General features: G+C 65.7%; 20 protein-coding genes. 15 read left to right on the top strand and 5 right to left on the bottom strand.

Annotated elements, in window-relative coordinates; genetic code table 11:
* Window positions 1-37: 37 nt before the first annotated feature.
* Window positions 38-442 carry a winged helix-turn-helix transcriptional regulator gene (locus FHR22_RS01975; RefSeq protein ID WP_166938358.1) on the bottom strand — a complete coding sequence of 135 codons (405 nt, stop codon included), beginning with the start codon at window positions 440-442 and terminating at the stop codon, window positions 38-40.
* 115 nt (window positions 443-557) lie between these two features.
* Between FHR22_RS01975 and FHR22_RS01970 the strand changes: the two genes are divergently transcribed.
* The 6 genes from FHR22_RS01970 (at window position 558) to FHR22_RS01945 (ending at window position 5,161) form a co-directional block, all read left to right on the top strand.
* Window positions 558-1,301, top strand: a complete 744-nt coding sequence (locus FHR22_RS01970; RefSeq protein ID WP_166938356.1) for an SDR family oxidoreductase — start codon at window positions 558-560, stop codon at window positions 1,299-1,301.
* Between the two features lie 176 nt (window positions 1,302-1,477).
* On the top strand, window positions 1,478-1,822 hold the full coding sequence (locus FHR22_RS01965; RefSeq protein ID WP_166938354.1) for a hypothetical protein: 345 nt from the start codon (window positions 1,478-1,480) through the stop codon (window positions 1,820-1,822).
* Between the two features lie 73 nt (window positions 1,823-1,895).
* Window positions 1,896-3,140, top strand: coding sequence for a dual-specificity RNA methyltransferase RlmN (rlmN, locus tag FHR22_RS01960; RefSeq protein ID WP_208417446.1), 1,245 nt, complete (start codon window positions 1,896-1,898; stop codon window positions 3,138-3,140).
* 215 nt (window positions 3,141-3,355) lie between these two features.
* The gene (locus FHR22_RS01955; RefSeq protein WP_166938352.1) at window positions 3,356-3,814 is read left to right on the top strand and encodes an outer membrane protein; all 459 of its coding nucleotides are present in this window, start codon (window positions 3,356-3,358) and stop codon (window positions 3,812-3,814) included.
* A 376-nt stretch (window positions 3,815-4,190) separates the two neighbouring features.
* Complete coding sequence (locus FHR22_RS01950; RefSeq protein WP_166938350.1) at window positions 4,191-4,520, top strand: YnfA family protein; 330 nt, start codon at window positions 4,191-4,193, stop codon at window positions 4,518-4,520.
* On the top strand, window positions 4,517-5,161 hold the full coding sequence (locus tag FHR22_RS01945) for an MOSC domain-containing protein (RefSeq protein WP_166938348.1): 645 nt from the start codon (window positions 4,517-4,519) through the stop codon (window positions 5,159-5,161). Before FHR22_RS01950 ends, FHR22_RS01945 begins: the two co-directional genes overlap by 4 nt.
* 28 nt (window positions 5,162-5,189) lie before the next feature.
* On the opposite strand, the gene FHR22_RS01940 is transcribed toward FHR22_RS01945, so the two are convergent.
* Window positions 5,190-5,903, bottom strand: coding sequence for an arylesterase (locus FHR22_RS01940; protein ID WP_166940652.1), 714 nt, complete (start codon window positions 5,901-5,903; stop codon window positions 5,190-5,192).
* Window positions 5,904-5,944: 41 nt separating this feature from the next.
* Here FHR22_RS01940 and FHR22_RS01935 point away from each other — a divergent pair, with 41 nt between their 5' ends.
* Together FHR22_RS01935 and FHR22_RS01930 are read left to right on the top strand one after the other, a co-directional pair.
* Window positions 5,945-6,634 (top strand): ABC transporter ATP-binding protein, encoded by a 690-nt coding sequence (locus FHR22_RS01935; protein WP_166940650.1) that lies wholly within the window; start codon window positions 5,945-5,947, stop codon window positions 6,632-6,634.
* Window positions 6,634-9,135 (top strand): ABC transporter permease, encoded by a 2,502-nt coding sequence (locus tag FHR22_RS01930; protein WP_166938346.1) that lies wholly within the window; start codon window positions 6,634-6,636, stop codon window positions 9,133-9,135. Before FHR22_RS01935 ends, FHR22_RS01930 begins: the two co-directional genes overlap by 1 nt.
* A 135-nt stretch (window positions 9,136-9,270) precedes the next feature.
* Here FHR22_RS01930 and FHR22_RS01925 read toward each other — a convergent pair whose 3' ends face one another.
* From FHR22_RS01925 to thrS, 3 genes are read right to left on the bottom strand one after another with little or no spacing between them, the layout of a single operon-like run.
* Window positions 9,271-10,029 carry a sulfite exporter TauE/SafE family protein gene (locus FHR22_RS01925; RefSeq protein WP_166938344.1) on the bottom strand — a complete coding sequence of 253 codons (759 nt, stop codon included), beginning with the start codon at window positions 10,027-10,029 and terminating at the stop codon, window positions 9,271-9,273.
* Entirely contained in the window at window positions 10,026-10,883 is an 858-nt protein-coding gene (locus FHR22_RS01920; protein WP_243853420.1) for a metallophosphoesterase, read from the bottom strand. The genes FHR22_RS01925 and FHR22_RS01920 overlap by 4 nt, the downstream gene beginning before the upstream one ends.
* Complete coding sequence (thrS, locus tag FHR22_RS01915) at window positions 10,880-12,898, bottom strand: threonine--tRNA ligase (RefSeq protein ID WP_166938342.1); 2,019 nt, start codon at window positions 12,896-12,898, stop codon at window positions 10,880-10,882. Before thrS ends, FHR22_RS01920 begins: the two co-directional genes overlap by 4 nt.
* Before the next feature lie 207 nt (window positions 12,899-13,105).
* Between thrS and FHR22_RS01910 the strand changes: the two genes are divergently transcribed.
* From FHR22_RS01910 to FHR22_RS01880, 7 genes are all read left to right on the top strand, one after another.
* On the top strand, window positions 13,106-13,486 hold the full coding sequence (locus FHR22_RS01910; RefSeq protein ID WP_166938340.1) for a MerC domain-containing protein: 381 nt from the start codon (window positions 13,106-13,108) through the stop codon (window positions 13,484-13,486).
* Window positions 13,487-13,876: 390 nt separating this feature from the next.
* The gene (locus FHR22_RS01905) at window positions 13,877-14,677 is read left to right on the top strand and encodes an undecaprenyl-diphosphate phosphatase (RefSeq protein ID WP_166938338.1); all 801 of its coding nucleotides are present in this window, start codon (window positions 13,877-13,879) and stop codon (window positions 14,675-14,677) included.
* A gap of 159 nt (window positions 14,678-14,836) precedes the next feature.
* Window positions 14,837-16,279 (top strand): NAD(P)-dependent oxidoreductase, encoded by a 1,443-nt coding sequence (locus FHR22_RS01900; RefSeq protein ID WP_166938336.1) that lies wholly within the window; start codon window positions 14,837-14,839, stop codon window positions 16,277-16,279.
* Window positions 16,280-16,304: 25 nt separating this feature from the next.
* Window positions 16,305-17,537: a DUF2059 domain-containing protein gene (locus FHR22_RS01895; protein WP_243853419.1), complete on the top strand. Its 1,233-nt coding sequence runs from the start codon at window positions 16,305-16,307 to the stop codon at window positions 17,535-17,537.
* Between the two features lie 62 nt (window positions 17,538-17,599).
* A complete protein-coding gene (gene gltB, locus FHR22_RS01890) occupies window positions 17,600-22,159 on the top strand; it encodes a glutamate synthase large subunit (protein WP_166938332.1) in 4,560 nt (1,519 codons plus the stop codon).
* A gap of 166 nt (window positions 22,160-22,325) precedes the next feature.
* Window positions 22,326-22,760 carry a hypothetical protein gene (locus tag FHR22_RS01885; protein ID WP_166938330.1) on the top strand — a complete coding sequence of 145 codons (435 nt, stop codon included), beginning with the start codon at window positions 22,326-22,328 and terminating at the stop codon, window positions 22,758-22,760.
* A gap of 70 nt (window positions 22,761-22,830) precedes the next feature.
* A complete protein-coding gene (locus FHR22_RS01880; RefSeq protein WP_166938328.1) occupies window positions 22,831-23,502 on the top strand; it encodes a glutathione S-transferase family protein in 672 nt (223 codons plus the stop codon).
* The last annotated feature ends 46 nt before the right edge of the window (window positions 23,503-23,548 follow it).

The raw sequence follows: 23,548 nt of genomic DNA, 5'->3' as shown, positions 1-23,548 counted from the left end.
GCGGCACCGCATGTGATCGGGGTCATAACATAGATGGTCAGCCGGTCTCGCTTCGCGCCGTGTCGAACGCATCCCGTGCGCGTGCCACCCTTTCCAGATTGGCTTCGGCCCACACCCAGACTCCGCAAAAAGCTTCGCCCAGGCTGTGGCCGAGATCGGTCAGGCAATATTCGACCTTCGGCGGAACGACCGGATGCACCGTCCGCACGAGCAGGCCGTCGCGCTCCATCTGGCGCAGCGTCTGCGTCAGCATCTTCTGGCTGATACCCGGAACGCGGCGCGACAATTCGGTAAAGCGGCAGGTGCCGTGATCCTCCAACTCCTCGAGCACGAGGAGAGTCCATTTGTCGGCGACCCGGCCGATGAGTTCATTGACGAGCGTTTCGACGCGCGGATCGACCGGCGCGTGCGGATCATAGGATATTTTATCGGGCGTCGGCATGGCGGAAAATCCAAATCTCTCTTTTCGGTAACTATGGTACTTTTGGGTGCCTTCTTTCTTTTGGAGAGTATAACGCTATTTGCGCTGCATCACCATCCCACAAAGGAGGAAAGCGATGAAAACCACAGGCAACACCATCCTCGTCACCGGTGGCGGTTCGGGCATCGGGCTCGCGCTCGCCCAGCGCTGGCACGACGCGGGCAACAGCGTCATCGTCACCGGCCGCAACGCCGGCAAGCTGGCGGGCGCGGTCGCCGGGCGCGCGAACATGCACGCGATGGCGCTCGACGTGACCGACCCAGCAGCCATCACGGCGTTCGCCGCAGAAATCGTCGCGAAGTTCCCGGCGCTCAACGTCCTCGTCAACAACGCCGGGGTGATGATGTATGAGGCAGCAGACGCCAAGCGCGACCTCGCCGACGCCGAAACCACCGTCGTCACGAACATCCTCGGCCCGATCCGGCTGATCGACGCGCTGGTCGACCATCTGGCGGCGCAGGACGATGCCGCGATCGTCAATGTGACGTCGGGCCTTGCCTTTGTGCCCTTTCCCAAGGCGCCCGCCTATTCGGCGAGCAAGGCGGCGATGCACAGCTATTCGGTTGCATTGCGCGTCCAGCTTGCGGGCAAGATCGAGGTGATCGAACTGGCGCCGCCCGCGGTGCGCACCGACCTGACCCCCGGCCAGTCGACCCGCGAAAACTATATGCCGCTGGACGCTTTCGCCGACGAGGTGATGGCCTTGTTCGCGAGCGAGCCGATGCCGGAGGAAATTCTGGTCCAGAACGTCCTGCCGCTGCGCCGCGCCGAAGCGAACGGGAGTTTCGATCAGGTGCTGGACATGTTGAAGACGCTGTAACCGCCGAGCGCTCCGGGGTCCGCAATGACGCACCTGTTTTGACGTCCCGATGTGACATTATATTACATCGCCTCTTGCCGGACCCCGCCAGTGCGCGCATGATCACCCCCGGACCGCCGAGACGCCCATAAAGGGCGCGCGCGATCCGAGGTGTGGTGGAGAGGAGAGTTGGCGGAATGAATGCCATAACCCAATGCGATGCAGCGGCACGCGAGCGGCACCGGACGCTCGATTTTATCGGCCTCCGCGCGCATGCAACGACCGTCGGGCTGATCCAGCTTTGCGAGGAACTGCTCAAGGCGGGCATCTTGACCCCCGATGGGCTCGAGAGAATCAAGGGCGCGATCAAGTCCGAACTGACCGTGTGCAATGCGCGGGTCGGCAACCGGACGACGTTCGACGACACGCTGAAGCGCCGGCTCGACGCAATCTTTCCGCAGGTCGACGGCGCCCCCCCGAAGGAACCGGTCGGCCCGCTCGACCAGTTCGAAGACGCGCTGGTCGGATATAACGGCGCCTGACAGAGCCTAAGATGGGCCGGCAGAGGGCGCATGATTGCGCTTGCGGCCCATCGCGACTATATGGCCGGCCATCATGCAGATCCCCGGCCATATCGACCCCGTTACGACGGGCACCGTCCCCTTGCGCGGCGGCAACCGCATCGACCTGGTCGGACTGACCCGCGACGCGATCGGCGGCGTGCTCGTCGAGGCGGGACTCGATGCGAAAGCAGCAAAGCTGCGCGCCAAGCAGATCTGGCACTGGATCTATCACCGCGGCGTCACCGATTTCGAGGCGATGACCGACATCGCCAAAACGATGCGCCCGTGGCTGACCGACCGTTTCATCATCGGCCGCCCGACGGTGCGCGAGGCGCAGGTGTCGAGCGACGGCACGCGCAAATGGCTGCTCGCCGCCGCCGACGGCCAGGAATATGAGATGGTCTTCATCCCCGACGCCGACCGGGGAACCCTGTGCGTGTCGAGCCAGGTCGGCTGCACGCTCAACTGCCGTTTCTGCCACACCGGCACGATGCGCCTCGTCCGCAACCTCGCCGCGGGCGAGATCGTCGGACAGGTGATGCTGGCGCGCGACGAACTGGGCGAATGGCCCAAGGGGACGATGGCGGGCTTTGGCCCCGACCCCGAGGATGATGATGAAGAAGAAGGCAGTCATTACACCGCCGACGGCCGCATCCTGACCAACATCGTGATGATGGGCATGGGCGAACCGCTGTATAATTTCGACGAGGTCAAGGGCGCGCTCAAGATCGTCATGGACGGCGACGGGCTGGCCTTGTCGCGGCGGCGCATCACGCTGTCGACGAGCGGCGTCGTGCCGATGATGGCGCGCGCGGGGGACGAGATCGGCGTCAATCTGGCGGTGTCGCTCCACGCGGTGTCGAAGGAAGTGCGCGACGAGATCGTGCCGCTCAACCGCAAATATGGCATCGAGGAATTGCTGCAGGCGTGCGCCGATTATCCGGGCGCCGGCAATTCGCGGCGGATCACCTTCGAATATGTGATGTTGAAGGACAAGAACGACAGCGACGACGATGCGCGCGAGCTCGTCCGGCTGATCAGGGAATATGGCCTGCACGCGAAGGTCAATCTGATCCCCTTCAACCCCTGGCCGGGCGCGATGTATGAATGTTCGACGCCCGAGCGGGTACGCGCGTTCAGCAACCTGATTTTCAAGAGCGGAATTTCGGCGCCCGTCCGCACCCCGCGCGGCCGCGACATCATGGCCGCGTGCGGCCAGCTCAAAAGCGCCGCGACCAAGCCGACGCGCGCCGAACTCGACCGCATCGCCGAGGAAAAACAGGCCGCGCTGGGCTGAAGCCCATCCTTTTCCCGGCGTCACCTACGCGGAAAATCGATAGATTTCCGCGGGTCAAGGCTGAGATTTTCTGTACCGTGTGGTAAAAATAACACAGGTAAGAAAATTGTCACATTCTGAATGATCTGTTCATTGAAGCGACAGCCGAAAACGCCATTTAGGGCGCGGGCCGCGACCCAAAGGGCGTGGTCCTGTCCAGAATGAAGGAAAATAAAATGAAGAAATTCGCAGTTGCCGCCGCTCTCCTCTCGGCCGCCGTCTCCGTTCCCGCCATGGCCGCTGAAGGCGGCGAAGCCCGCGTCGAAGTGCGCGGCGGTTATGTGACCGGCAGCGGCCTCGACGACGCCACGCTCGGTGTTGCCGCGGGTTACGACTTCGACCTCGGTTCGACCGCTTTCGCCGGTGCGGAAGTCGCAGGCGACAAGGTTCTGAAGAGCGGCTTCGACGTTCAGTTTTCGGCCGGTGGCCGCCTGGGCGCCAAGCTCGGCGATGCCGGCAAGCTCTATGCTGCCGGTGGTTACACCTTCAGCGACATCGATGACCCGTACATCGGTGCCGGCTACCAGCACAAGTTCGGCAACAACCTGTACGGCAAGGTCGAATATCGCCACCAGTTCATCGGCAACTTCAGCGACTTCGACAGCTTCGCTGCCGGCGTCGGCTTCGCTTTCTGATCTTTCGGAACAGCGATGGGAAACGGAAAGGGGCGGCCTGCGGGTCGCCCCTTTTTGTTTTGGGGTCTAGCGATGGGGAGGCGGGATGTCGGCATTGGGGGTGGGAAACTGCCACGAGCTCCACTCACCTTCGTCATCCGCGGATGAGACCCGTGGCTCTTCCGCCTTGATCCGGGATCCGGCTTTTTGACCGCATAATCCGTCTTGGACTTCAAGCGGGGCCCCGGATCAAGTCCGGGGTGACGATAAAAGAGAGGGCACTACCGGCCACAACCCGCTCATGCCATCACCGCCCTCCCCGCAGTCTGCACCCATCTTTCCGCTCCGCGCCGATAATCCGCTTTTCTTTCAGCGCCGGCGCCGCCACGGTGAGCGCATGACCGCATTCGCCTATATCGGAGCCGCGCTCGCCGAAATCGCGGGCTGCTTTGCCTTCTGGGCCTGGCTGCGGCTGGGCAAATCCATCTGGTGGATCGCCCCGGGCATGGCGTCGCTGGCACTGTTCGCCTGGCTGTTGACCTTGGTCGAATCGGATCATGCCGGACGCACTTACGCGGCCTATGGCGGCGTCTACATCGTCTCGGCGCTCGTCTGGCTGTGGGCGGTCGAGGGCGCGAAGCCCGACCGCTGGGACCTGATCGGCGCCGCGGTCTGCCTCGGCGGCGCGGCGATCATCCTCTTCGGGCCGCGTGGCGCCGCCCTATGAGCTATGCGATCGACGCGGTGCTGACCGGCAAGGCGGTGGCGTTCCGCGGGAGCGAGGCGAGCGCGATCGGCAAGGCGCCGGTCGACGGGGCGCGGCACATCGGCTTCCTCGGCATCGGCGGCGATGAACAGGCCGACCTGACCGTGCATGGCGGCCCCGACAAGGCGATCCACCATTATCCGCGCGACCATTATAGCTGGTGGAGTGAAGCGCTCGGCGAGCATGAATTGCTGGGCGCTGCGGGCGCCTTTGGCGAGAATATCTCGACCGCCGGGCTGATCGAGAGCGAAGCCTGTGTCGGCGACCGCTTTCGATTGGGGAGCGCATTGGTCGAGATCAGCCAGGGACGGCAGCCGTGCTGGAAGCTCGGGCACCGTTTCGGGATCGCCACCGTGCCGGCGACGGTGGTCCAGACGCGGCGGAGCGGCTGGTATTACCGGGTGATCGAGGAAGGCGCGGTTGCGGCGGGCGACAGGCTGACGCTGATCGACCGGCCGCTGCCCGAATGGAGCGTCGAGCGCGTGTTCGCGCTGCTGATCGCCGGTGGCGGCAAACGCGAGCCCGATGCGTTACGGGTGCTTGCCGCGATGGACGCGCTGGCGACCACCTGGCGGGCGCGAGCGGCGAAGCTGCTGGGCTAAAAACCAACCATTATTGCGATCGATGCCGTTATTCCGCGTCCGGCAGCGCGTCCTCGACCAGCGGCGCCAGCCCGGCAACCACCACCTTCACCCCGTCCGCATTGGGGTGGATATTGTCGCCGAGCATCAGTTCCTTCTTCCCCACGACATTGTCGAGGATGAAGGGATAGAGGCTGGCATCATATTTGGCGGCAAGTTCGGGATAGATGGAATTGAAAGCCTTGGCATAATCGGCGCCGAGATTGGGCGCCGCGACCATGCCGGTCAGGAGGACCGGAATTTTGCGGCGCTGGAGTTCGGCCAGCATCGCGTCGAGGTTGGCGCGCGTCTGGTCGGGGCCGATGCCGCGCAGCATGTCGTTGCCGCCGAGGCCAAGCAGCACCAGCGCCGGCTTGGCCTTGGCATTGCCCAGCACATAGGTCAGCCGCTGCCGCCCGGCGGCGGTCGTGTCGCCCGACACCCCCGCGCTCTGGACGCGCGCGACGACGCCGTCGGCGGCGAGCGCCGCCTGAAGCTGCGGCGCCAGGCCTTCCTTCGGGCCGAGCTGGTAACCCGCATAGAGGCTGTCGCCGAAGGTGATGATCAGCGGCGCGCCGGCGGGGATCGCAGGCGCCGCCTTTGCCGAGCCCCTATCGGTCGTCGCTGCGGTGGGCGCATCGGCGGAACCGCATGCGGCAAGCGGTTGGCAAAGCGCGATGGCAGAGCCATATAAAGCGTAAGAGCGCCATCCGGCCGTTCTCATTTCCAAAGGGTCCTTCCTTGACCGACGCGCTCCGACCCCAGATGGCCTTGGCGCCTGACCTGGCGATTGCCGCCCATAATGTGACGCTGACTTTGGGGAGCGACAAGGCCCCGGTCGAAATATTGCGCGGCGTCGACCTGGAAGTCGAAGCGGGCACGTCGGTCGCGCTGCTCGGCCCGTCGGGGTCGGGCAAAAGCTCGCTGATGGCGGTGCTCGCCGGGCTCGAACGCGCCGGCGGCGGCACGATCAAGGTCGCGGGGCTCGATTTCGGGACGATGGACGAGGATGATCTGGCGCGCGCACGGCGCGGGCGCGTCGGCATCGTGCTGCAAGCGTTCCACCTGCTGCCGACGATGACCGCGCTCGAAAATGTCGCGGTGCCGCTCGAACTGGCGGGGATCGCCGACCCGTTCGGACGCGCGGCGGCGGAACTGGAAGCGGTCGGACTCGGCCACCGGCTGACGCATTATCCGGCGCAGCTGTCGGGCGGCGAACAGCAACGCGTCGCCATCGCGCGCGCGATGGCGAGTTCGCCCGCGATCATCTTTGCCGACGAGCCGACGGGCAATCTCGACACCGCGACGGGCCATGCGATCATCGACCTGATCTTTGCGCGGCGTACGGCGCTCGGCGCAACCTTGCTGATCATCACGCACGATCCCGAACTGGCCGAACATTGCGACCGCGTCGTCGTGATGCACGACGGCCGGATCGAGGAACGGCAAGCCTGATGCTCCCCCTTGCCACCCTCTGGCGGATCGCGCGGCGCGATCTCGCGACGCGGATCCGCGGCCTGCGCCTGCTCGCCGTCTGCCTGTTCCTCGGCGTCGCGACGCTCGCCGCGATCGGCAGCCTGACGCGCGGCATCACCTCCGAACTCGAGGTGCGCGGACAGACGATCCTTGGCGGCGACGTCCAATTCAGCCTGCCGCAGCGGCAGGCGACGCGCGAAGAAATGGCGGGTTTCCACCGCGCCGGCACCGCATCGGCGACGGTGCGGCTGCGCGCGATGGCGAATGATCCCGACGGCGACGCGCTGCTATCCGAATTGAAGGCGGTCGACGGCGCCTATCCGCTCTATGGGACGATGCGGCTGGAGAGCGGCGCGCGCCGCGGTCCGCCGCCGCCGGGCGCGATCTGGATCGGCAAGGACCTGGCGTCACGGCTCGACCTCGATGTCGGCGGCCAGGTGAAATTCGGCGAAAAGGCGTTCCGGATCGACGGCATCATCGCCGACGAGCCCGACCGGCTGGGCGAAGGTTTCACGCTCGGCCCCGTCGCGATCATCGGCCTTGGCGACCTGCCCGCGACGCAGCTGATCCAGCCCGGCAGCCTGTACGAAAGCAAATATCGCGTCCGCCTGCCCGGCGCCGCCAATCCCGAAGCGGTCGGCAAGGCGCTGACCGCCGAATTCCCCGACGCGGGCTGGGACATCACCGACCGCAGCAACGGCGCACCGGGCACGCGGCGCTTCATCGAGCGCATGGGGCAATTCCTGTCGCTCGTCGGGCTCGCCGCCTTGGTGATCGCCGGGATCGGGGTCGGCAACGGGGTCGCGAGCTATCTGGCGGGCAAGCGTCCGGGGCTGGCGACACTGAAGGTGCTCGGCGCCGACAGCGGCACTGTCGCGCGCATCTATGGCCTGCAGATCCTCGCGGTCGCGGCGGTTTCGATCGCCGCCGGGCTGGTCGTCGGCGCAATGATGCCCGCGGCGATCGGCTGGGTTGCGGGCGACGTGCTGCCGGTGCGGCCGGGCTTCGCGCTCTATCCGCTGCCGCTGGCGGTCAGCGCCGCCTATGGCCTGCTGATCGCGATCGCCTTTGCCCTGCCCCCGCTCGCCGCGACGCGGCATATTCCCGCCGCCGGCCTCTATCGCGCGACGGTCGACAGCGCTGGGCGGATCGACCGGCGGACGTTGATCGCAGTGGCCGCCGCCTTTGCCGCCATCGTCGCGTTGGCGGTGGCGACGGCGCGCGAGCCTTTGTTCGCGCTTGGCTTCATCGGCGCGGCGGTCGGCCTGCTCGTCGTGCTGGTCGGGCTCGGCTGGCTCGTCCGCCACACCGCGAGCCGCATGCCGCGCCCGCGCCGGCCCCTGCTGCGCCTCGCGCTGGCCAACCTGCACCGCCCCGGCGCCGCGACCGGCGCGCTTGTCGTCGCGCTCGGGCTCGGGCTGACGCTGTTCGTCACGCTGGCAGCGATCCAGACGAGCATCACCGCCGAAATCGCGCGGACGGTGCCGCAGCGCGCGCCGAGCTTCTTCGTCCTCGACGTGCCGCGCGGCGAGGTTGGGCGTTTCCGTTCGCTGGTGACCGCCGCGGAACCGGCGGCGGCGATCAACCTGATCCCGGCGCTGCGCGGCAGCGTCACCGAATTTGCCGGCCAGCGCGTCGACGAACTCGCCGAACTGCCCGAGGGCGCGTGGGTGCTGCGCGGCGATCGCGGGCTGACGTACAGCGCGGCGCTGCCGAACGGCAGCGAGCTGGTCGGCGGCAGCTGGTGGCCGGCCGATTACAAGGGCCCGCCGCTGGTGAGCGTCGAGCAGGAGGTGGCGGCATCGCTGGGCCTGGGGCTCGGCGACACGCTGTCGGTCAATGTGCTGGGGGTCGAGGTGCAGGCGAAGGTCGCATCGTTCCGCACCGTCCAGTGGGATAATTTCGGATTAAACTATGTGCTCGTCTTCTCGCCCGGCACCTTCGACGCCGCGCCGCACAATATGGTCGCGACCGTCGCGGTCGGGGAGAAAGCCGAAAGCGAACTCGCGCGCAGCATCCCGCGTGCCTTTCCCTCGGCATCGCTGATCGCGGTGCGCGACGTGGTGTCGCAGGTCACGACATTGCTGACCCAGATGAGCCAGGCGATCGCCGCGGCGGCGAGCATCGCGATCCTCGCCGGCATCGCGGTGCTGATCGGCGCGATCGCCGCGAGCCGCGAGCGGCGCGTCTATGACAGCGTCATCCTGAAGCTGCTCGGCGCGACGCGCGGCCAGATATTGGGGGCACAGGGGCTGGAATATGCGGTGCTGGCGTCGATTCTTGCCGTGCTCGCGCTCGGGCTGGGGCTTGCGGGGGCGTGGTATGTCGTGACGCAGTTGTTCGATTTTACCTTCGCGCCCGATCCGCTGATCGTCGGCGCGACCTTGATCGGCGGCGCGGGTCTGTCGTTCCTGATCGGGATTGCGGGAAGCTGGCCTTTGCTGTCGGCGAAGCCCGCGCAGGCGCTGCGCAGTCTTTAGAGTATCGAGCCTTTAATCGGCGCCGCCTCCCCGAGCGAAGTCGAGGCGGCAACGCCACGGCTTCTCGCTTCGCTCGAACGAGCCCCTCGTCTTCGCTCGGGGATACGGACTGATTCAGATTTCGTACGATGTGCTCTAATTGAGCAGGCGGACCACCGCCGACACCGCGGCGACGCCCAGCACGACCGCTACCATCGCCTGCCAAACGTGCGGGGGCACGCGGCCGAAATGGCGCGCGCCGACATAATTGCCGAGCCACATCGGCACGAACAGGATCACCGCGAGCAGGAACAGCCGCCGTGTCGCGATACCGACCCACAGCGCCGCGAGCGTGCCGGCGATGGCGGTGCCGAAGAAGATCAGCAGCATCGACGCGCGCGCGACCTTCGGCTCCAGATGCCGACGGAGGTAGAAAGGCACGACCGGCGGCCCCGGCATCGCGGCAAAACCGGTGAGGATCCCCGATGCGATCCCCGTGCCCGCAACCGCGCCCCGGCCGGGCCGGTGTCCCGCGGCCTGTTTCGGCAGCAGCACCGCAACAAAGGCGCCAACCGCGACGATGGTGATCAGCAGCCGCGCCAGATCGGGCGTCGTCGCGTGGAGCGCGACCATGCCGATCGGCGTCGTCGCCATCGCGAGCAGTGCGATCGGCAGCGCCGTCGCGCGGTCGGCATCGGCCAGGATGATGCGGATTCCAACCGGTCCGATCAGCAGTTGCAGCAAGATACCGAGCACCACCGCCTCGCCGGGGGTCATGATCAGCCCCAAAAGCGGCACGAGAATGATCGCCATGCCGAAACCGGTCAGCCCGCGCACATAAGCAGCGCCAAAGGTCATCGCCGCCGCGCCCGCGACGGTCAGCGGCGCGAGGCCGACGAGCGTCTGCAGGCTCATTTCACAGCTTCCGGCGGGCCGAGGGTGACGAGCCAGACGTCGGGCGGCACGCCGTAGCGGAGCGGCAGGATGCTCGTTCCCAGCCCCGCCCCGACGAACAGTCTTTGCCCATGGTCAGTCATTGCGCCGCACGCGAAGCGGTCGCCATATTGCGAGGCATAGCTGAGCGCGCCGACGACCGGCAGCGCGATCTGCCCGCAATGGGTGTGGCCCGCGAAGACCGCCGCGACCGGCGCGGGCAGTTCGGGAACGATGTCGGGGCTGTGCGTGACAAGGATGCGCGGGCCCGGGCCCAGCCTGTCCATCGCCGCGTAAGTGCGCTTCAGATTGTCGTGGCGCGTCACCTCGTCATCGACCCCGCCGACGATCAATGGGCCGCGACGAACCGCGCCATTACGGAGCACTGTCACGCCGGCGGCGCGCATGCCCCTGGCGATCGGTTCGGGCTGGAACCAGTAATCATGGTTGCCGAGCACCGCGACGACCCCGAGCCGCGCCTTCGCTTCGGCAAAGGGTGCGGTGACCTCCGCCGCCGAATAATGCCGCGTCGCGACATTCTTGCCGCTGTGGAAGTCGCCGGCGAGCAGGATCAGGTCGGGCTTCAGCCGGTTCAAGCGGCGCAGGATAGCGCGCAGCCGCTCGGGCGGCATGTCGGGTCCCGCGACATGGGTGTCGGAGATCAGCAGCACGCGCATCGGCGGTGTATCCGCAGGCCAGCCGGCAACCGCGATCGTCGCGGTACGGACGATCGGTTCGGCGCGCGCGTTCCACAGCCCCTTGCCGACGATGGCCAGCGCGAAAAGCAGCAGGCCGATCAGCCAGACCCGCCCGCGGCGCTTCGGCCTCCCGCTCAATCGCGCAGGTCGGGCGGTGTTGCCTCGCCCTTCAGCATCGCGATCGCTTCGGCGAGCGGCATGATGCGCTGGCCGTCCTGGCCAAGCGTGCGGATCGCCACAGTGCCTTCCTCGGCCTCGCGATTGCCGACGACGAGCAAGTAAGGGACCTTGGCGAGGCTGTGTTCGCGGACCTTATAGTTGATCTTTTCGTTGCGAACGTCGCTTTCGGCGCGAATGCCCGCCGCGGTGAGCTGTGCCACCGCGTCCTTGGCGTAGGCATCGGCGTCGGACACGATCGTCGCGACGACCGCCTGCACCGGCGCGAGCCAGGTCGGGAAGCGGCCGGCGAAATGCTCGATCAGGATGCCGATGAAGCGCTCGTACGTGCCGAGAATCGCGCGATGGAGCATCACCGGGCGGTGGCGCTCGCCATCCTCACCAATGTATGACGCATCGAGGCGTTCGGGCATCACGCGGTCGGACTGGATCGTCCCGCACTGCCACGTGCGGCCGATCGCGTCGGTCAGGTGGAATTCGAGCTTGGGCGCATAAAAGGCGCCCTCGCCCGGCAATTCTTCCCAGCCATAATCCTCATTCGCCATCCCTGCGCGCGCGACGGCTTCGCGCAGTTCGGCCTCGGCCTTGTCCCACATCTCTTCGGTGCCGAAACGCTTTTCGGGGCGCAGCGCGAGCTTCACCGAATATTTCTCGAACCCGAGTTCGCGGTAGACGCGGTCGAGGAGTTGGCAGAAAGCGCGCACTTCCTCGACGATCTGGTCCTCGCGGCAGAAGATATGGCCGTCGTCCTGCGTGAACTGGCGCACGCGCATGATGCCGTGGAGCGCGCCGTGCGGCTCGTTGCGGTGGCAGCAGCCCATTTCGGCCATGCGCAGCGGCAGGTCGCGGTACGACTTCATCCCCTGACGGAAGATCAGGACATGCGCGGGGCAGTTCATCGGCTTCAACGCCATCCACTCGGCACCGTCGGAGACGATCGGGCCTTCGTCCTCGATATTCGGCACCTCGTCGGGGATGACGAACATATTCTCGCGATATTTGCCCCAATGGCCCGACTGCTCCCACTGCTTGGCGTCCATCACCTGCGGGGTCTTGACCTCCTGATAGCCGGCACCATCGATGGCGCGGCGCATATAGGCCTCGAGCTCGCGGTAGATGCGATAGCCCTTGGGATGCCAGAAGATGCTGCCGTGCGCCTCTTCCTGCAGGTGGAACAGGTCCATCTCGCGCCCGATCTTGCGATGGTCGCGCTTCGCGGCCTCCTCCAGCCGGACGAGATGTTCGGCGAGCTGCTTCTTGTTGAGCCAGCCGGTGCCATAGATACGTGAAAGCTGCGCATTCTTCTGGTCGCCGCGCCAATAGGCGCCCGACACGCGCGTCAGCTTGAACGCGGCGGGGTCGAGCTTGCCGGTCGATGCGAGGTGCGGGCCGCGGCACATGTCCATCCAGCCCCCCACCCCTTCTTGGCCGCCGCTGCGATAGACGGTCAGTTCCTCGCCCGCAGGCAGTTCGGCCGCCCATTCGGCCTTGAAGGTCTCGCCCTCGGCCTGCCACTTGGCGATCAGCTTGTCGCGGTCCCAAACCTCGCGCGTCAGCGGCAGATCGGCGGCGATGATCTTGCGCATCTCCTCCTCGATCAACGGCAGTTCGTCGTCGCGGAACGGGCCATGCTCGGCGGTCGGGGCGAAGTCGTAATAGAAGCCGTCGTTCGTCGAAGGACCGAAGGTGATCTGCGTGCCCGGGAACAGATTCTGCACCGCTTCGGCCAGCACATGCGCATAGTCATGGCGGAAGAGTTCGAGCGCGTCGGCCTCGTCGCGGCTCGTCACCAGCGACAGGTTCGTATCTTCCTCGAGCGGGCGCATGATGTCGCGCAGTTCGCCGCCCACTTTTGCGGCGAGCGCCGCCTTCGCGAGGCCGGGTCCGATGTCGGCCGCAATCTGCGCTGCGGTAGTCCCGCGCACGACTTCACGGGCAGAGCCATCGGGAAGGGTGACACGGATCATCTGGGACATCGAAAAATTGGCCTTCCTGGCGGGCTGGACTGGCACCAAAAGGGCACCAAAACTGCGCCCCTTTGCCAGCATGCGATAGGGCCGGCAAGGGGCGGATTCGCAATCGCGCTTGCAATGATATAATGTATCATTATCTGGGCAGCGCATTCCGCTCGCGAAAGTCTCCCCATGTGTCTTCCTGTATCCCGCCCGCGCCTCGCTGACCTGATGGGCATCGGCTTGTCGCTGACCTGCCTCGTCCACTGCCTTGCTCTGCCGCTGCTGATCCTGCTCGCCCCGGCGCTGAGCCGCTGGTTCGCACTGCCCGAAGGGATTCATGCCGCGATCCTGATCCTCGCGGCGCCGGCGGCGCTGGTCGCGATGCACGACGGCTGGAGGCGGCACCGGCGGATGGGACCGGGACTTTGGGCAGCGGCGGGGTTGACCCTGCTTGCATCCGGGCTTGCGGCACATGAGGGATGGATCGCGGTTGCCGATCCGGCGGCCGCCGACCGGCTGCTGACCTCGATCGGCGCGCTGGGGCTGGCCGGAGCGCACCTCGCCAACTGGCGGCTGCGTCATCGCGGCGCGGGCGAGGCTGGGGCATAAACGGCGGCAGTTTTGAGGTGGGAGCGGACGTTCGCTATCCATCCATAACCGTCGCCCCCGCGAAGGCGGGGGCCGCTGGCAACCTTGCGCCAGGCCGACGGCGGCCCCCGCCTTCGCGGGGGCGACGATTATTTGGCTAGCGTCCGCTACCGGCGGCTAGCAGCCACGCGCCATGATGCGCGCCTGCGCAACTATGCCGACCGCCAACCGAAATAGCGGCTGGCAAAATCGGCCTCGCCTGCGTAGGTCGGGAACAGGACTGGGGCGTCCGGCGAATGTCGGGCGCCCTTTCGCTTATCTTCACCGTCAGCGCAGGATTCCCATGACCCTCATCGATCCGCCCGCCTTCCCTTCCCTGGCCGCGCGCCGCCAGCCGGGGAGCGAAGCCCGATGAGCATCTGGCTGACCGCAATCATCCTCGGCATCGTCGAGGGGCTGACCGAATTCCTGCCCGTCTCGTCGACGGGACACCTCATTCTGGCGACCGAATTGCTTGGCTATGACGCTTCGCGCTGGGCGATCTTCAATATTGCGATCCAGCCCGGGGCGATTCTCGCGATCGTCGTGCTGTACCGGAAATTATTCTGGGACATGTTCACCGGCTTCTTCCGCCGCGATCCGGTCGCGATCGCTTTCGTGCGCAACCTGCTGCTCGCCTTCTTCCCCGCGGTGATCCTCGGCCTCGCCTTCGGCGACTATATCGAGGTCATGCTGGAAAATGCCGTCATCGTCGCCTGGGCGCTGATTATTGGCGGCATCGCGATCCTGCTCGTCGAGCGCTTCGCCAAGCCGAAGGAAAGCGGCGGCGTCGCGAACCTGTCGACGCGGCAGTCGATCCTGATCGGGCTGGTCCAGTGCATCGCGATGATCCCGGGGGTCAGCCGGTCGGGCGCCACGATCCTCGGCGCGATGTCGCTCGGCATCGATCGCAAGACCGCTGCCGAGTTCAGCTTCTTCCTCGCGCTGCCGACGCTCACCGGCGCGACCGTGCTGCAACTGTTCAAGCATCGCGATGCGATCACGACGAACGACCTTGGCCTGATCGCGGTAGGCGCTCTCGTTTCGTTCATCGTCGCCTGGGCGGTGATCAAGGCCTTCCTTGCGGTGGTGACCCGTTATGGCTTCACCCCCTTCGCTTGGTATCGAATCATCGTCGGTGTCGCGGCGCTGGCGTGGCTGACCATGAGATAGGGCCGATATTTTACTATCTGCGAAAGATAATTGCGCAAGAAATCAAATCCGTCCTGGCGAGCTGCAATTTTAGGTCAGTAATACTGACTTAACTGGCATTTCTTTGGTGACACGCTCGGTCCGGCCATGCATCTGCCCCTTCAACGAAGGGGATACTGCATGGCTGCCGATCGCATGCTCCGGTTTGTGGAGCGCGACCAATCTTATCCGGACAAGCGCTCGCCCGATGAGCGCGCCCGCGATTTTCACGAGATCGCCGAGCGTTATGCGGCGCCCGACGCCGACGCACAGGCCGCGCGCTGCTCGCAATGCGGCGTGCCCTATTGCTCGGTGCACTGTCCGCTGCACAACCATATTCCCGACTGGCTGCGCCTGACCGCCGAGGGCCGGCTGCGCGAGGCGTATGAGCTGTCGAACGCGACCTCGACGATGCCCGAGATTTGCGGCCGCATCTGTCCGCAGGATCGCCTGTGCGAAGGCAATTGCGTGATCGAATTTTCGGGCCATGGCGCGGTGACGATCGGCAGCGTCGAAAAATATATCACCGACACCGCCTGGGCCGAAGGCTGGGTCGAGCCGATCCACGCCGGCAAGGCGACCGGCCAGTCGGTCGGCATCATCGGTGCGGGGCCCGCTGGCCTCACCGCCGCCGAATATCTGCGCGTCCAGGGGCATGAGGTGCATGTCTATGACCGGCACGACCGCGCCGGCGGCCTGCTCACCTATGGCATCCCCGGCTTCAAGCTCGAAAAGGATGTGGTGATGCGCCGCGTCGAGCGGCTGGAGCAAGGCGGCATCCATTTCCATCTCGGTTTCGATGTCGGCGGCGACGCGACGCTCGACAAACTACGGCAAAAGCATGACGCGATCCTGATTGCGACCGGCGTCTACAAGGCGCGCGAGATCAACGTCCCCGGCAACGGCGCGGACGGTGTGATCGCCGCGCTCGACTATCTCATCGCCTCGAACCGCAAGGGGTTCGGCGATGCTGTCGCGGCCTTCGACGACGGCCGGCTCAACGCCGAAGGCAAGCATGTCGTCGTCATCGGCGGCGGCGACACCGCGATGGATTGCGTCCGCACCGCGGTGCGCCAGGGCGCCAAATCGGTGAAGTGCCTCTATCGCCGCGACCGCGAGAATATGCCGGGCTCGCAGCGCGAGGTTTCGAATGCCGAGGAAGAAGGCGTCGAATTCGTCTGGCTCTCGGCCCCCGAAAGCTTCACCGCCGACAAGCAGGTCAAGGAAGTTGCGGTCGCGGGCATGCGCCTCGGCGCGCCCGACGCGAGCGGCCGCCGCAGCCCCGAGGTCGATCCCGGCCGCCGCTTCGACGTGCCCGCCGACATGGTGATCAAGGCGCTAGGCTTCGATCCCGAGGAGCTTCCCCACCTGTTCGGCTCGCCCGATCTGTCGGTCACGCGCTGGGGCACGCTGCGCGTCGACCATCAGACGATGATGACCAGCCTGCCCGGCGTTTTCGCCGCAGGCGACATCGTGCGCGGCGCCAGCCTGGTCGTCTGGGGCATCCGCGACGGCCGCGATGTCAGCGAACAAATGTCGAAATGGTTGAAAGTCAAAGCGAAAAGCGAAAAGAAGGCAGCATGACCACCAACAGGGAAGGAAATTCATGATGCCGTCGTTCAAATCCGTCTTGCTCGCCGGGACGATCGCGATGCTGCCGCTGGGCGTGCCCGCGATGGCGATGCTCCAGGAACCGCATGCGGTCGAAGTCACGATCGCGCCGGCGGAAGCCGCCGTGCCCGAGGTTTCGATCCCGAATCCCGACGAAACCGTGACCGAAGACCTCGACAGCAAGGCCTATGCCGAAAGGCAGAAGGCCAAGATGCAGAAGGAAATGGATGAAGCCATCGCGATGGTCGAAAAGATGTTCGACACCAGCGACCTGCCGCCGATCGAGCCCGCGCGCCTCGCGCTCGCGCAAAAGACGACGGCGGCGCTGATCCCCTCGGGTGGCCTCGAGCGGATGATGGACAATATCTATGGCAAGATGTTCAAGACCATCATGGGCGAGATGGGCGGCGATTCCGACCTCATGATCTCGATCAAGACCGGGGTCGAGAGCGAGAAGATCGCGGCGCTCGACGATGCGACCAAGGGCAAGATCGCGGATATCCTCGACCCGCACCGCCAGGAACGCGAAGACCAGATCAACAAGGTGATCAAGCCGCTGATCAGCGAAGTGCTCGGCGACATGGAGCCGCCGATGCGCGAAGGCATGGCCAAGGCCTATGCCCGCAAATTCTCGGCCGCGCAGCTTGGCGACCTCAACAGCTTCCTCGCGACCCCGACCGGCACCGCTTATGCCCATGACTGGATGGCGATGCAGGCCGACCCCGAAGTGATGCTGTCGGTGATCAAGGCGGTGCCGCCGCTGATCAACAAGTTCATCGACCGCGGGCCGCAGATCGAAAAGGACATGAAGGACCTTCCGGCCGAAAAGGCGTTTACCGACCTCAGCGATGCCGAGCTGTCGAAACTCGCCAAGCTGATGAAGGTCGACGTCAAGACGCTGAAGGACCATCGCGACGAGTGGAAAACGACGACGACCGACGACGCGGCGATGGCGGATGATGCGGTTGCCGTCGATGCCGTGGCGGCCGACGATTATGCCGTCGATGCGGCCGCCGACGCCGTGGACGCTGACGCCGCGGCCGCCGACGCAGCGGAAGCGGCGGCCGACGCCGCGGTTGCTGTCGACGATCCGGCCTATGACCGCAGCAATTGGTCCGCCGCCGATGTGAAACGCGTCGAAGACCTTGAAACGGCATCCGAAAACGCCTCGCTCGCGGCGCAGCAAGCCGCCGACGAGGCCATCGCCAACGCCCGCAAGAAGAAGAAATAGCACGGATATCGTCATCCCGGCCGTCGCCGGGATGACGATAAAACGGAACCAGGACTGCAAAGATGACCCACTACCCCACGCCCGACCATGCGCGGCTTGCCGCCGAGGGCATGTACCGTCCCGATATGGAATCCGACGCCTGCGGCGTCGGGCTCGTCGCCGCGACCGACGGCAAGGCATCGCGCCGCGTCGTCGAGGCGGCGATCGAGGCGCTGCGGGCGGTGTGGCACCGCGGCGCGGTCGATGCCGACGGCAAGACGGGCGACGGCGCGGGCATCCATGTCGACCTGCCGGTCCGTTTCTTCGACGATGCGATCGCCGCGTCAGGCCACAAGGTGCGCCCGAACCGCCTCGCGGTCGGCATGGTCTTCCTGCCGCGCACCGACTTGGGCGCACAGGAAGAATGCCGCACGATCGTGGAGGCCGAGATCATCGACGCGGGCTTCACCATCTATGGCTGGCGCCAGGTGCCGGTCGATGTGTCGGTGATCGGCGACAAGGCGCAGCGCACGCGCCCCGAGATCGAGCAGATCATGATCGCGGGTCCGCCCTTGCCGCAAAGCGGCAACAAAGAACTCGGGCCTGACGAACAGTCGCTCGCCGAGTTCGAAAAGCAGCTTTATCTCGTCCGCCGCCGGATCGAGAAAAAGGTGATCGCGGCGCAGATCGCCGACTTTTACATCTGCAGCCTGTCGTGCCGCTCGATCATCTACAAGGGACTGTTCCTCGCCGAAAGCCTGGCCGATTTCTACCCCGACCTGACGAACAAGCTGTTCGAAAGCCGCGTCGCGATCTTTCACCAGCGCTATTCGACGAACACCTTTCCGCAATGGTGGCTGGCCCAGCCGTTCCGCTGTCTCGCCCATAATGGCGAGATCAACACGATCCGCGGCAACAAGAACTGGATGAAGAGCCACGAGATCAAGATGGCAAGCCTCGCGTTCGGCGAGCATAGTGAAGACATCAAGCCGGTGATCCCGGCGGGCGCATCCGACACCGCCGCACTCGACGCGGTGTTCGAGACGCTGTGCCGCGCCGGCCGCGACGCCCCGACCGCCAAGCTGATCCTCGTTCCCGAAGCGTGGACGAATGAATGCGACGTGCCCGACAACCATCGCGCGCTCTATTCCTATCTCGCGAGCGTCATGGAACCGTGGGACGGCCCGGCCGCACTCGCGATGACCGACGGCCGCTGGGCGGTTGCCGGCATGGACCGCAATGCGCTCCGTCCGCTGCGCTACACGCTGACCGCCGACAATCTGCTCGTCGTCGGGTCGGAAAGCGGCATGGTGTTGCTGCCCGAAGCCAGCATCCGCAAGAAGGGGCGCCTTGGCCCCGGCCAGATGATCGCCGTCGACCTCGACGAGGGCGTCCTGTACGAAGATCGCGCGATCAAGGATCTGATCGCCGACGCGCAGGATTATCCGGCGCGCGTCAAGGGTTTTCGGACGATGGGCGACCTACCGAAGGGCGGCAAGTCTAGCCTGCCGGTCTTCGACCGTCCCGAGCTTTTGCGCCGCCAGGTCGCCGCCGGGCTGACCATGGAGGATATGGAACTCATCCTCTCGCCGATGGTCGAGGATGCGAAGGAAGCGATCGGATCGATGGGCGACGACACGCCGCTCGCCGTCATTTCCGACAAGCCGCGCCATGTCGCGCAATTCTTCCGCCAGAATTTCAGCCAGGTCACCAACCCGCCGATCGACAGTCTGCGCGAGCGGCACGTGATGAGCCTGAAGACGCGCTTTGCCAACCTCGCCAACATCCTCGACGAAAAGGGGCAGAGCGACCACGTGCTGGCGATCGATTCGCCCGTGCTCGTCGGCGACGATTGGGATCGGCTGCGCGCCTATTTCGGCGATGCGGTCGCCGACATCGACTGCACCTTTGCCGCCGGCGGCGACGCCGCAACGCTGCGCGAGGCGATCGCGCGTGTTCGTCGCGAGGCCGAGGACGCGGTGCGCGCCGGGCGCAGCGAATTGTTCCTGACCGACCAGAATATCGGCGAAGGCCGCGTCGGCATGGCGATGGTGCTCGCCGCCGCCGCCGTCCACACGCACCTCGTGAGAAAAGGTCTGCGCAGCTACGCCTCGATCAACGTCCGTTCGGCGGAAGTGCTCGATACGCATGCTTTCGCGGTGCTGATCGGCGTCGGCGCAACCACGGTCCACGCCTATCTGACCGAAGCGGCAATTGCCGACCGGCAGGCGCGCGGCCTGTTCGGCAGCGAATTGTCGCTCGACGATTGCCGCCTGCGCTTTCGCAAGGCGATCGACGATGGCCTGCTCAAAATCCTCGCCAAGATGGGGATCGCGGTGATCTCCAGCTATCGCGGCGGCTATAATTTCGAAGCGGTCGGCCTGTCGCGCGCGCTCGTCAATGACCTCTTCCCCGGCATGCCGGCGAAGATTTCGGGCGAGGGCTATCAGTCGCTGTTCATCAACGCGGTCGAGAAGCATGACGCGGCGTTCGACGCCCGCGTCACGACCCTGCCGATCGGCGGTTTCTACCGCCAGCGCGCGGGCGGCGAAGCCCATGCCTATTCGGCGCAGCTGATGCATTTGCTGCAGACCGCGGTCGCCACCGACAGCTATTCGACCTACCTGCAGTTCGCGCGCGGGGTCGCCGACCTGCCGCCCATTTATCTGCGCGACCTGATGGAGTTCAACTATCCCAGCCAAGGCGTCGCGCTCGACAGCGTCGAGGCGATCACCGAAATCCGCAAGCGCTTCGTGACCCCCGGCATGTCGCTCGGCGCCCTGTCGCCCGAAGCGCATGAAACGCTGGCGATCGCGATGAACCGCATCGGCGCCAAGGCGGTGTCGGGCGAAGGCGGCGAAGCGAGCGAGCGGTATCAGCCCTATGCCAATGGCGACAACGCCAACAGCAACATCAAGCAGATCGCGTCGGGACGCTTCGGGGTCACCGCCGAATATCTCGGCGCCTGCGACGAGATCGAGATCAAGGTCGCGCAGGGCGCCAAGCCCGGCGAAGGCGGCCAGTTGCCCGGCTTCAAGGTCACCGAATTCATCGCGCGGCTGCGCCATGCGACGCCGGGCGTGACGCTGATTTCGCCCCCGCCGCACCACGATATCTATTCGATCGAGGATCTGGCGCAGCTCATCTACGACCTGAAGCAGATCAATCCGAAGGCGCGCGTCTGCGTCAAGCTCGTCAGTTCGGCGGGCATCGGCACTGTCGCGGCGGGCGTCGCGAAAGCCCATGCCGATGTTATCCTCGTCGCGGGCAACACCGGCGGCACCGGCGCGTCGCCCCAGACGAGTGTCAAATATGCCGGCACGCCGTGGGAGATGGGCCTCAGCGAAGTCAACCAGGTCCTCACGCTCAACGGGCTGCGCCACCGCATCCGCCTGCGCACCGACGGCGGCCTCAAGACCGGCCGCGACATCGTGATCGCCGCGATCCTCGGCGCCGAGGAATATGGCATCGGCACTTTGAGCCTTGTCGCCATGGGCTGCATCATGGTGCGCCAATGCCACAGCAATACCTGCCCCGTCGGCGTTTGCACGCAGGACGAGAAGCTTCGCCAGAAGTTCACCGGATCGCCCGAAAAGGTCATCAACCTGATGACCTTCATCGCCGAGGAAGTGCGTGAAATCCTGGCCAAGCTCGGTTGCCGCAGCCTCGACGAGGTGATCGGCCGTACCGAGTTGCTCCGTCAAGTCAGCCGCGGCGCCGAGCATCTCGACGACCTCGACCTCAACCCGATCCTCGCCAAGGTCGACGCCCCCGACGAGGAGCGCCGGTCGCAGGGACCGAACTTCCGCAACCCGGTGCCCGACAGCCTCGATGCGCAGATCCTGAACGACGCCAAGCCGCTGTTCGATCGCGGCGAACGCATGCAGCTGACCTATAACGTCCGCAACACGCATCGCGCCGTCGGCACGCGCCTGTCGGCCGAGGTCACCGCACGCTTCGGCATGAAGGGCCTCGCCGACAACCATGTGCAGGTCCGCCTGCGCGGCACCGCCGGCCAGTCGCTCGGCGCCTTCCTGTGCAGCGGCATCACCTTGGAAGTGTTCGGCGACGCCAATGATTATGTCGGCAAGGGCCTGTCGGGCGGGCGGATCATTGTGCGCCCGACGGTGTCGAGCCCGCTGGTCAGCCAGCACAACAGCATTATCGGCAACACCGTCCTTTACGGCGCGACCGCGGGCACCCTGCTCGCGGCGGGCCAGGCGGGAGAGCGTTTCGCGGTCCGCAACTCGGGCGCGCAAGTCGTTGTCGAGGGCTGCGGCGCCAACGGCTGCGAATATATGACCGGCGGCACCGCGGTGATCCTGGGACCCGTCGGATCGAACTTCGGCGCCGGCATGACCGGCGGCATGGCCTTCATCCTCGACAGCGACGAAAGCTTCGAACGCCATGCCAATGGCGAATCGATCGTCTGGCAGCGCCTTGCCAGTTCGCATTGGGAAGGCGTGCTCCGGGCTCTGATCGAAGATCATGCCAAGGCGACGGGCAGCAAATGGTCCGACGAGATCCTCGCCGACTGGGACCGCTGGAAAGAGCGTTTCTGGCAGGTCTGCCCGAAGGAAATGATCAGCCGGCTCACCCATTCGCTGAACGAGGAAGAGGTCGAGGTGGTCGCGGCTGAGTAGAATGCGTTCCAATCGTCATCCCGGCGACGGCCGGGATGACGAGAATATTCTATCGCGCGCTCGCGGCACTTCATCGCATCGCTGCCCACCGTTCAGCCCAGCGAAAGCGTCGATCCGGTAGCAATGCGGCTTTGATGGAATATGCGTCCTTCGAAAGGATGACCCAATGACCCGCCTGACCCTTGCCGCCCTTCCCCTGCTCGCGCTCGCTGCGCCGTTCCCGGCTGCCGCCGCCGATGGCCAGATGCAAAGCGCCGTCGCGACGCTGAACGATCCGGCGGCGCAGGATCGCATGGCCGACACCGTCACCGCGCTCGTCGGCGCCCTGATGCAACTCAACGTCGGCCCGCTCGCCGAAGCGGTAGCGCGCGTCGATCCCGAATCCGACGCCGCTTATATTCCCCGCGATGCGACGCTCGGCGAAGTCGCGGGGCACGACGATCCCTATTATGCCGCACGGCTTGGCGACGATGTGCGCGCGAGCACGCGGATGGCGGGTCATGCCGCCTCGGCGCTCGCGGCTTACGCCCCCGTGCTCAAGGACATGGCGCGCGACATGGCCGCGCAGTGGGAACGCGAACGCGACGCGGCCCGCCGCTGATCCACAATCCCGGCGCAGCGCCGCACCATAGCCGTTGCGCCCGCGGGGTTGCTGCCGCTATGCCAGCTACATGTGGCAACTTTACCAATTCCCGCTCTGTCCCTTTTCGCGCAAGGTTCGCCTGCTGCTGGGCGAGAAGGGCGTCGGTTATGACCTCGTGCGCGAATCGCCGTGGGAGCGCCGCGACGAATTCATCGATCTGAACCCCGCCGGCCGCACCCCTGTGATGGTCGACGAAGGCCGCGGCCAGGTGCTGATCGACAGCAATGCGATCGCCGAATATTTCGAGGAAACCGTCGAAGGCAAGGCGATGATCAACGGCACCGCCGCGCAGCGCGCCGAAATCCGCCGCTTGGTCGCCTGGTTCGACCAGGATTTCTATTATGAAGTGACCGGACCTTTGCTTTTCGAGCGGATGCAGAAACGCATCGTCCATCGCCAGCCGCCCGATGGCGGCGCGCTGCGCGAGGCGATGAAGGCAGCGAACAATCACCTCGACTATGTCGATTATCTGATCGACCATCGCACTTGGCTGGCCGGGGCGACGATGACGCTCGCCGACCTGACGGCGGCCGCGCATATCTCGGTCGCCGACTATCTGGGCGGCATCGACTGGACCGGACATGAGCAGACGAAGGGCTGGTATTCGGGCCTGAAATCGCGCCCCTCCTTTCGCCCCCTTCTGGCAGAACGGATGGAGATCGTGACGCCGCCGAAATATTATGAGGATGTCGATTTCTGACGCGGAAATGGGAGATATGTCATGATCGGTGCATGGATCGCGATCA

This window comes from Sphingopyxis panaciterrae (assembly GCF_011762125.1).
GTDB lineage: Bacteria > Pseudomonadota > Alphaproteobacteria > Sphingomonadales > Sphingomonadaceae > Sphingopyxis > Sphingopyxis panaciterrae.
This window is presented reverse-complemented; position numbering and strand designations above follow the sequence as displayed.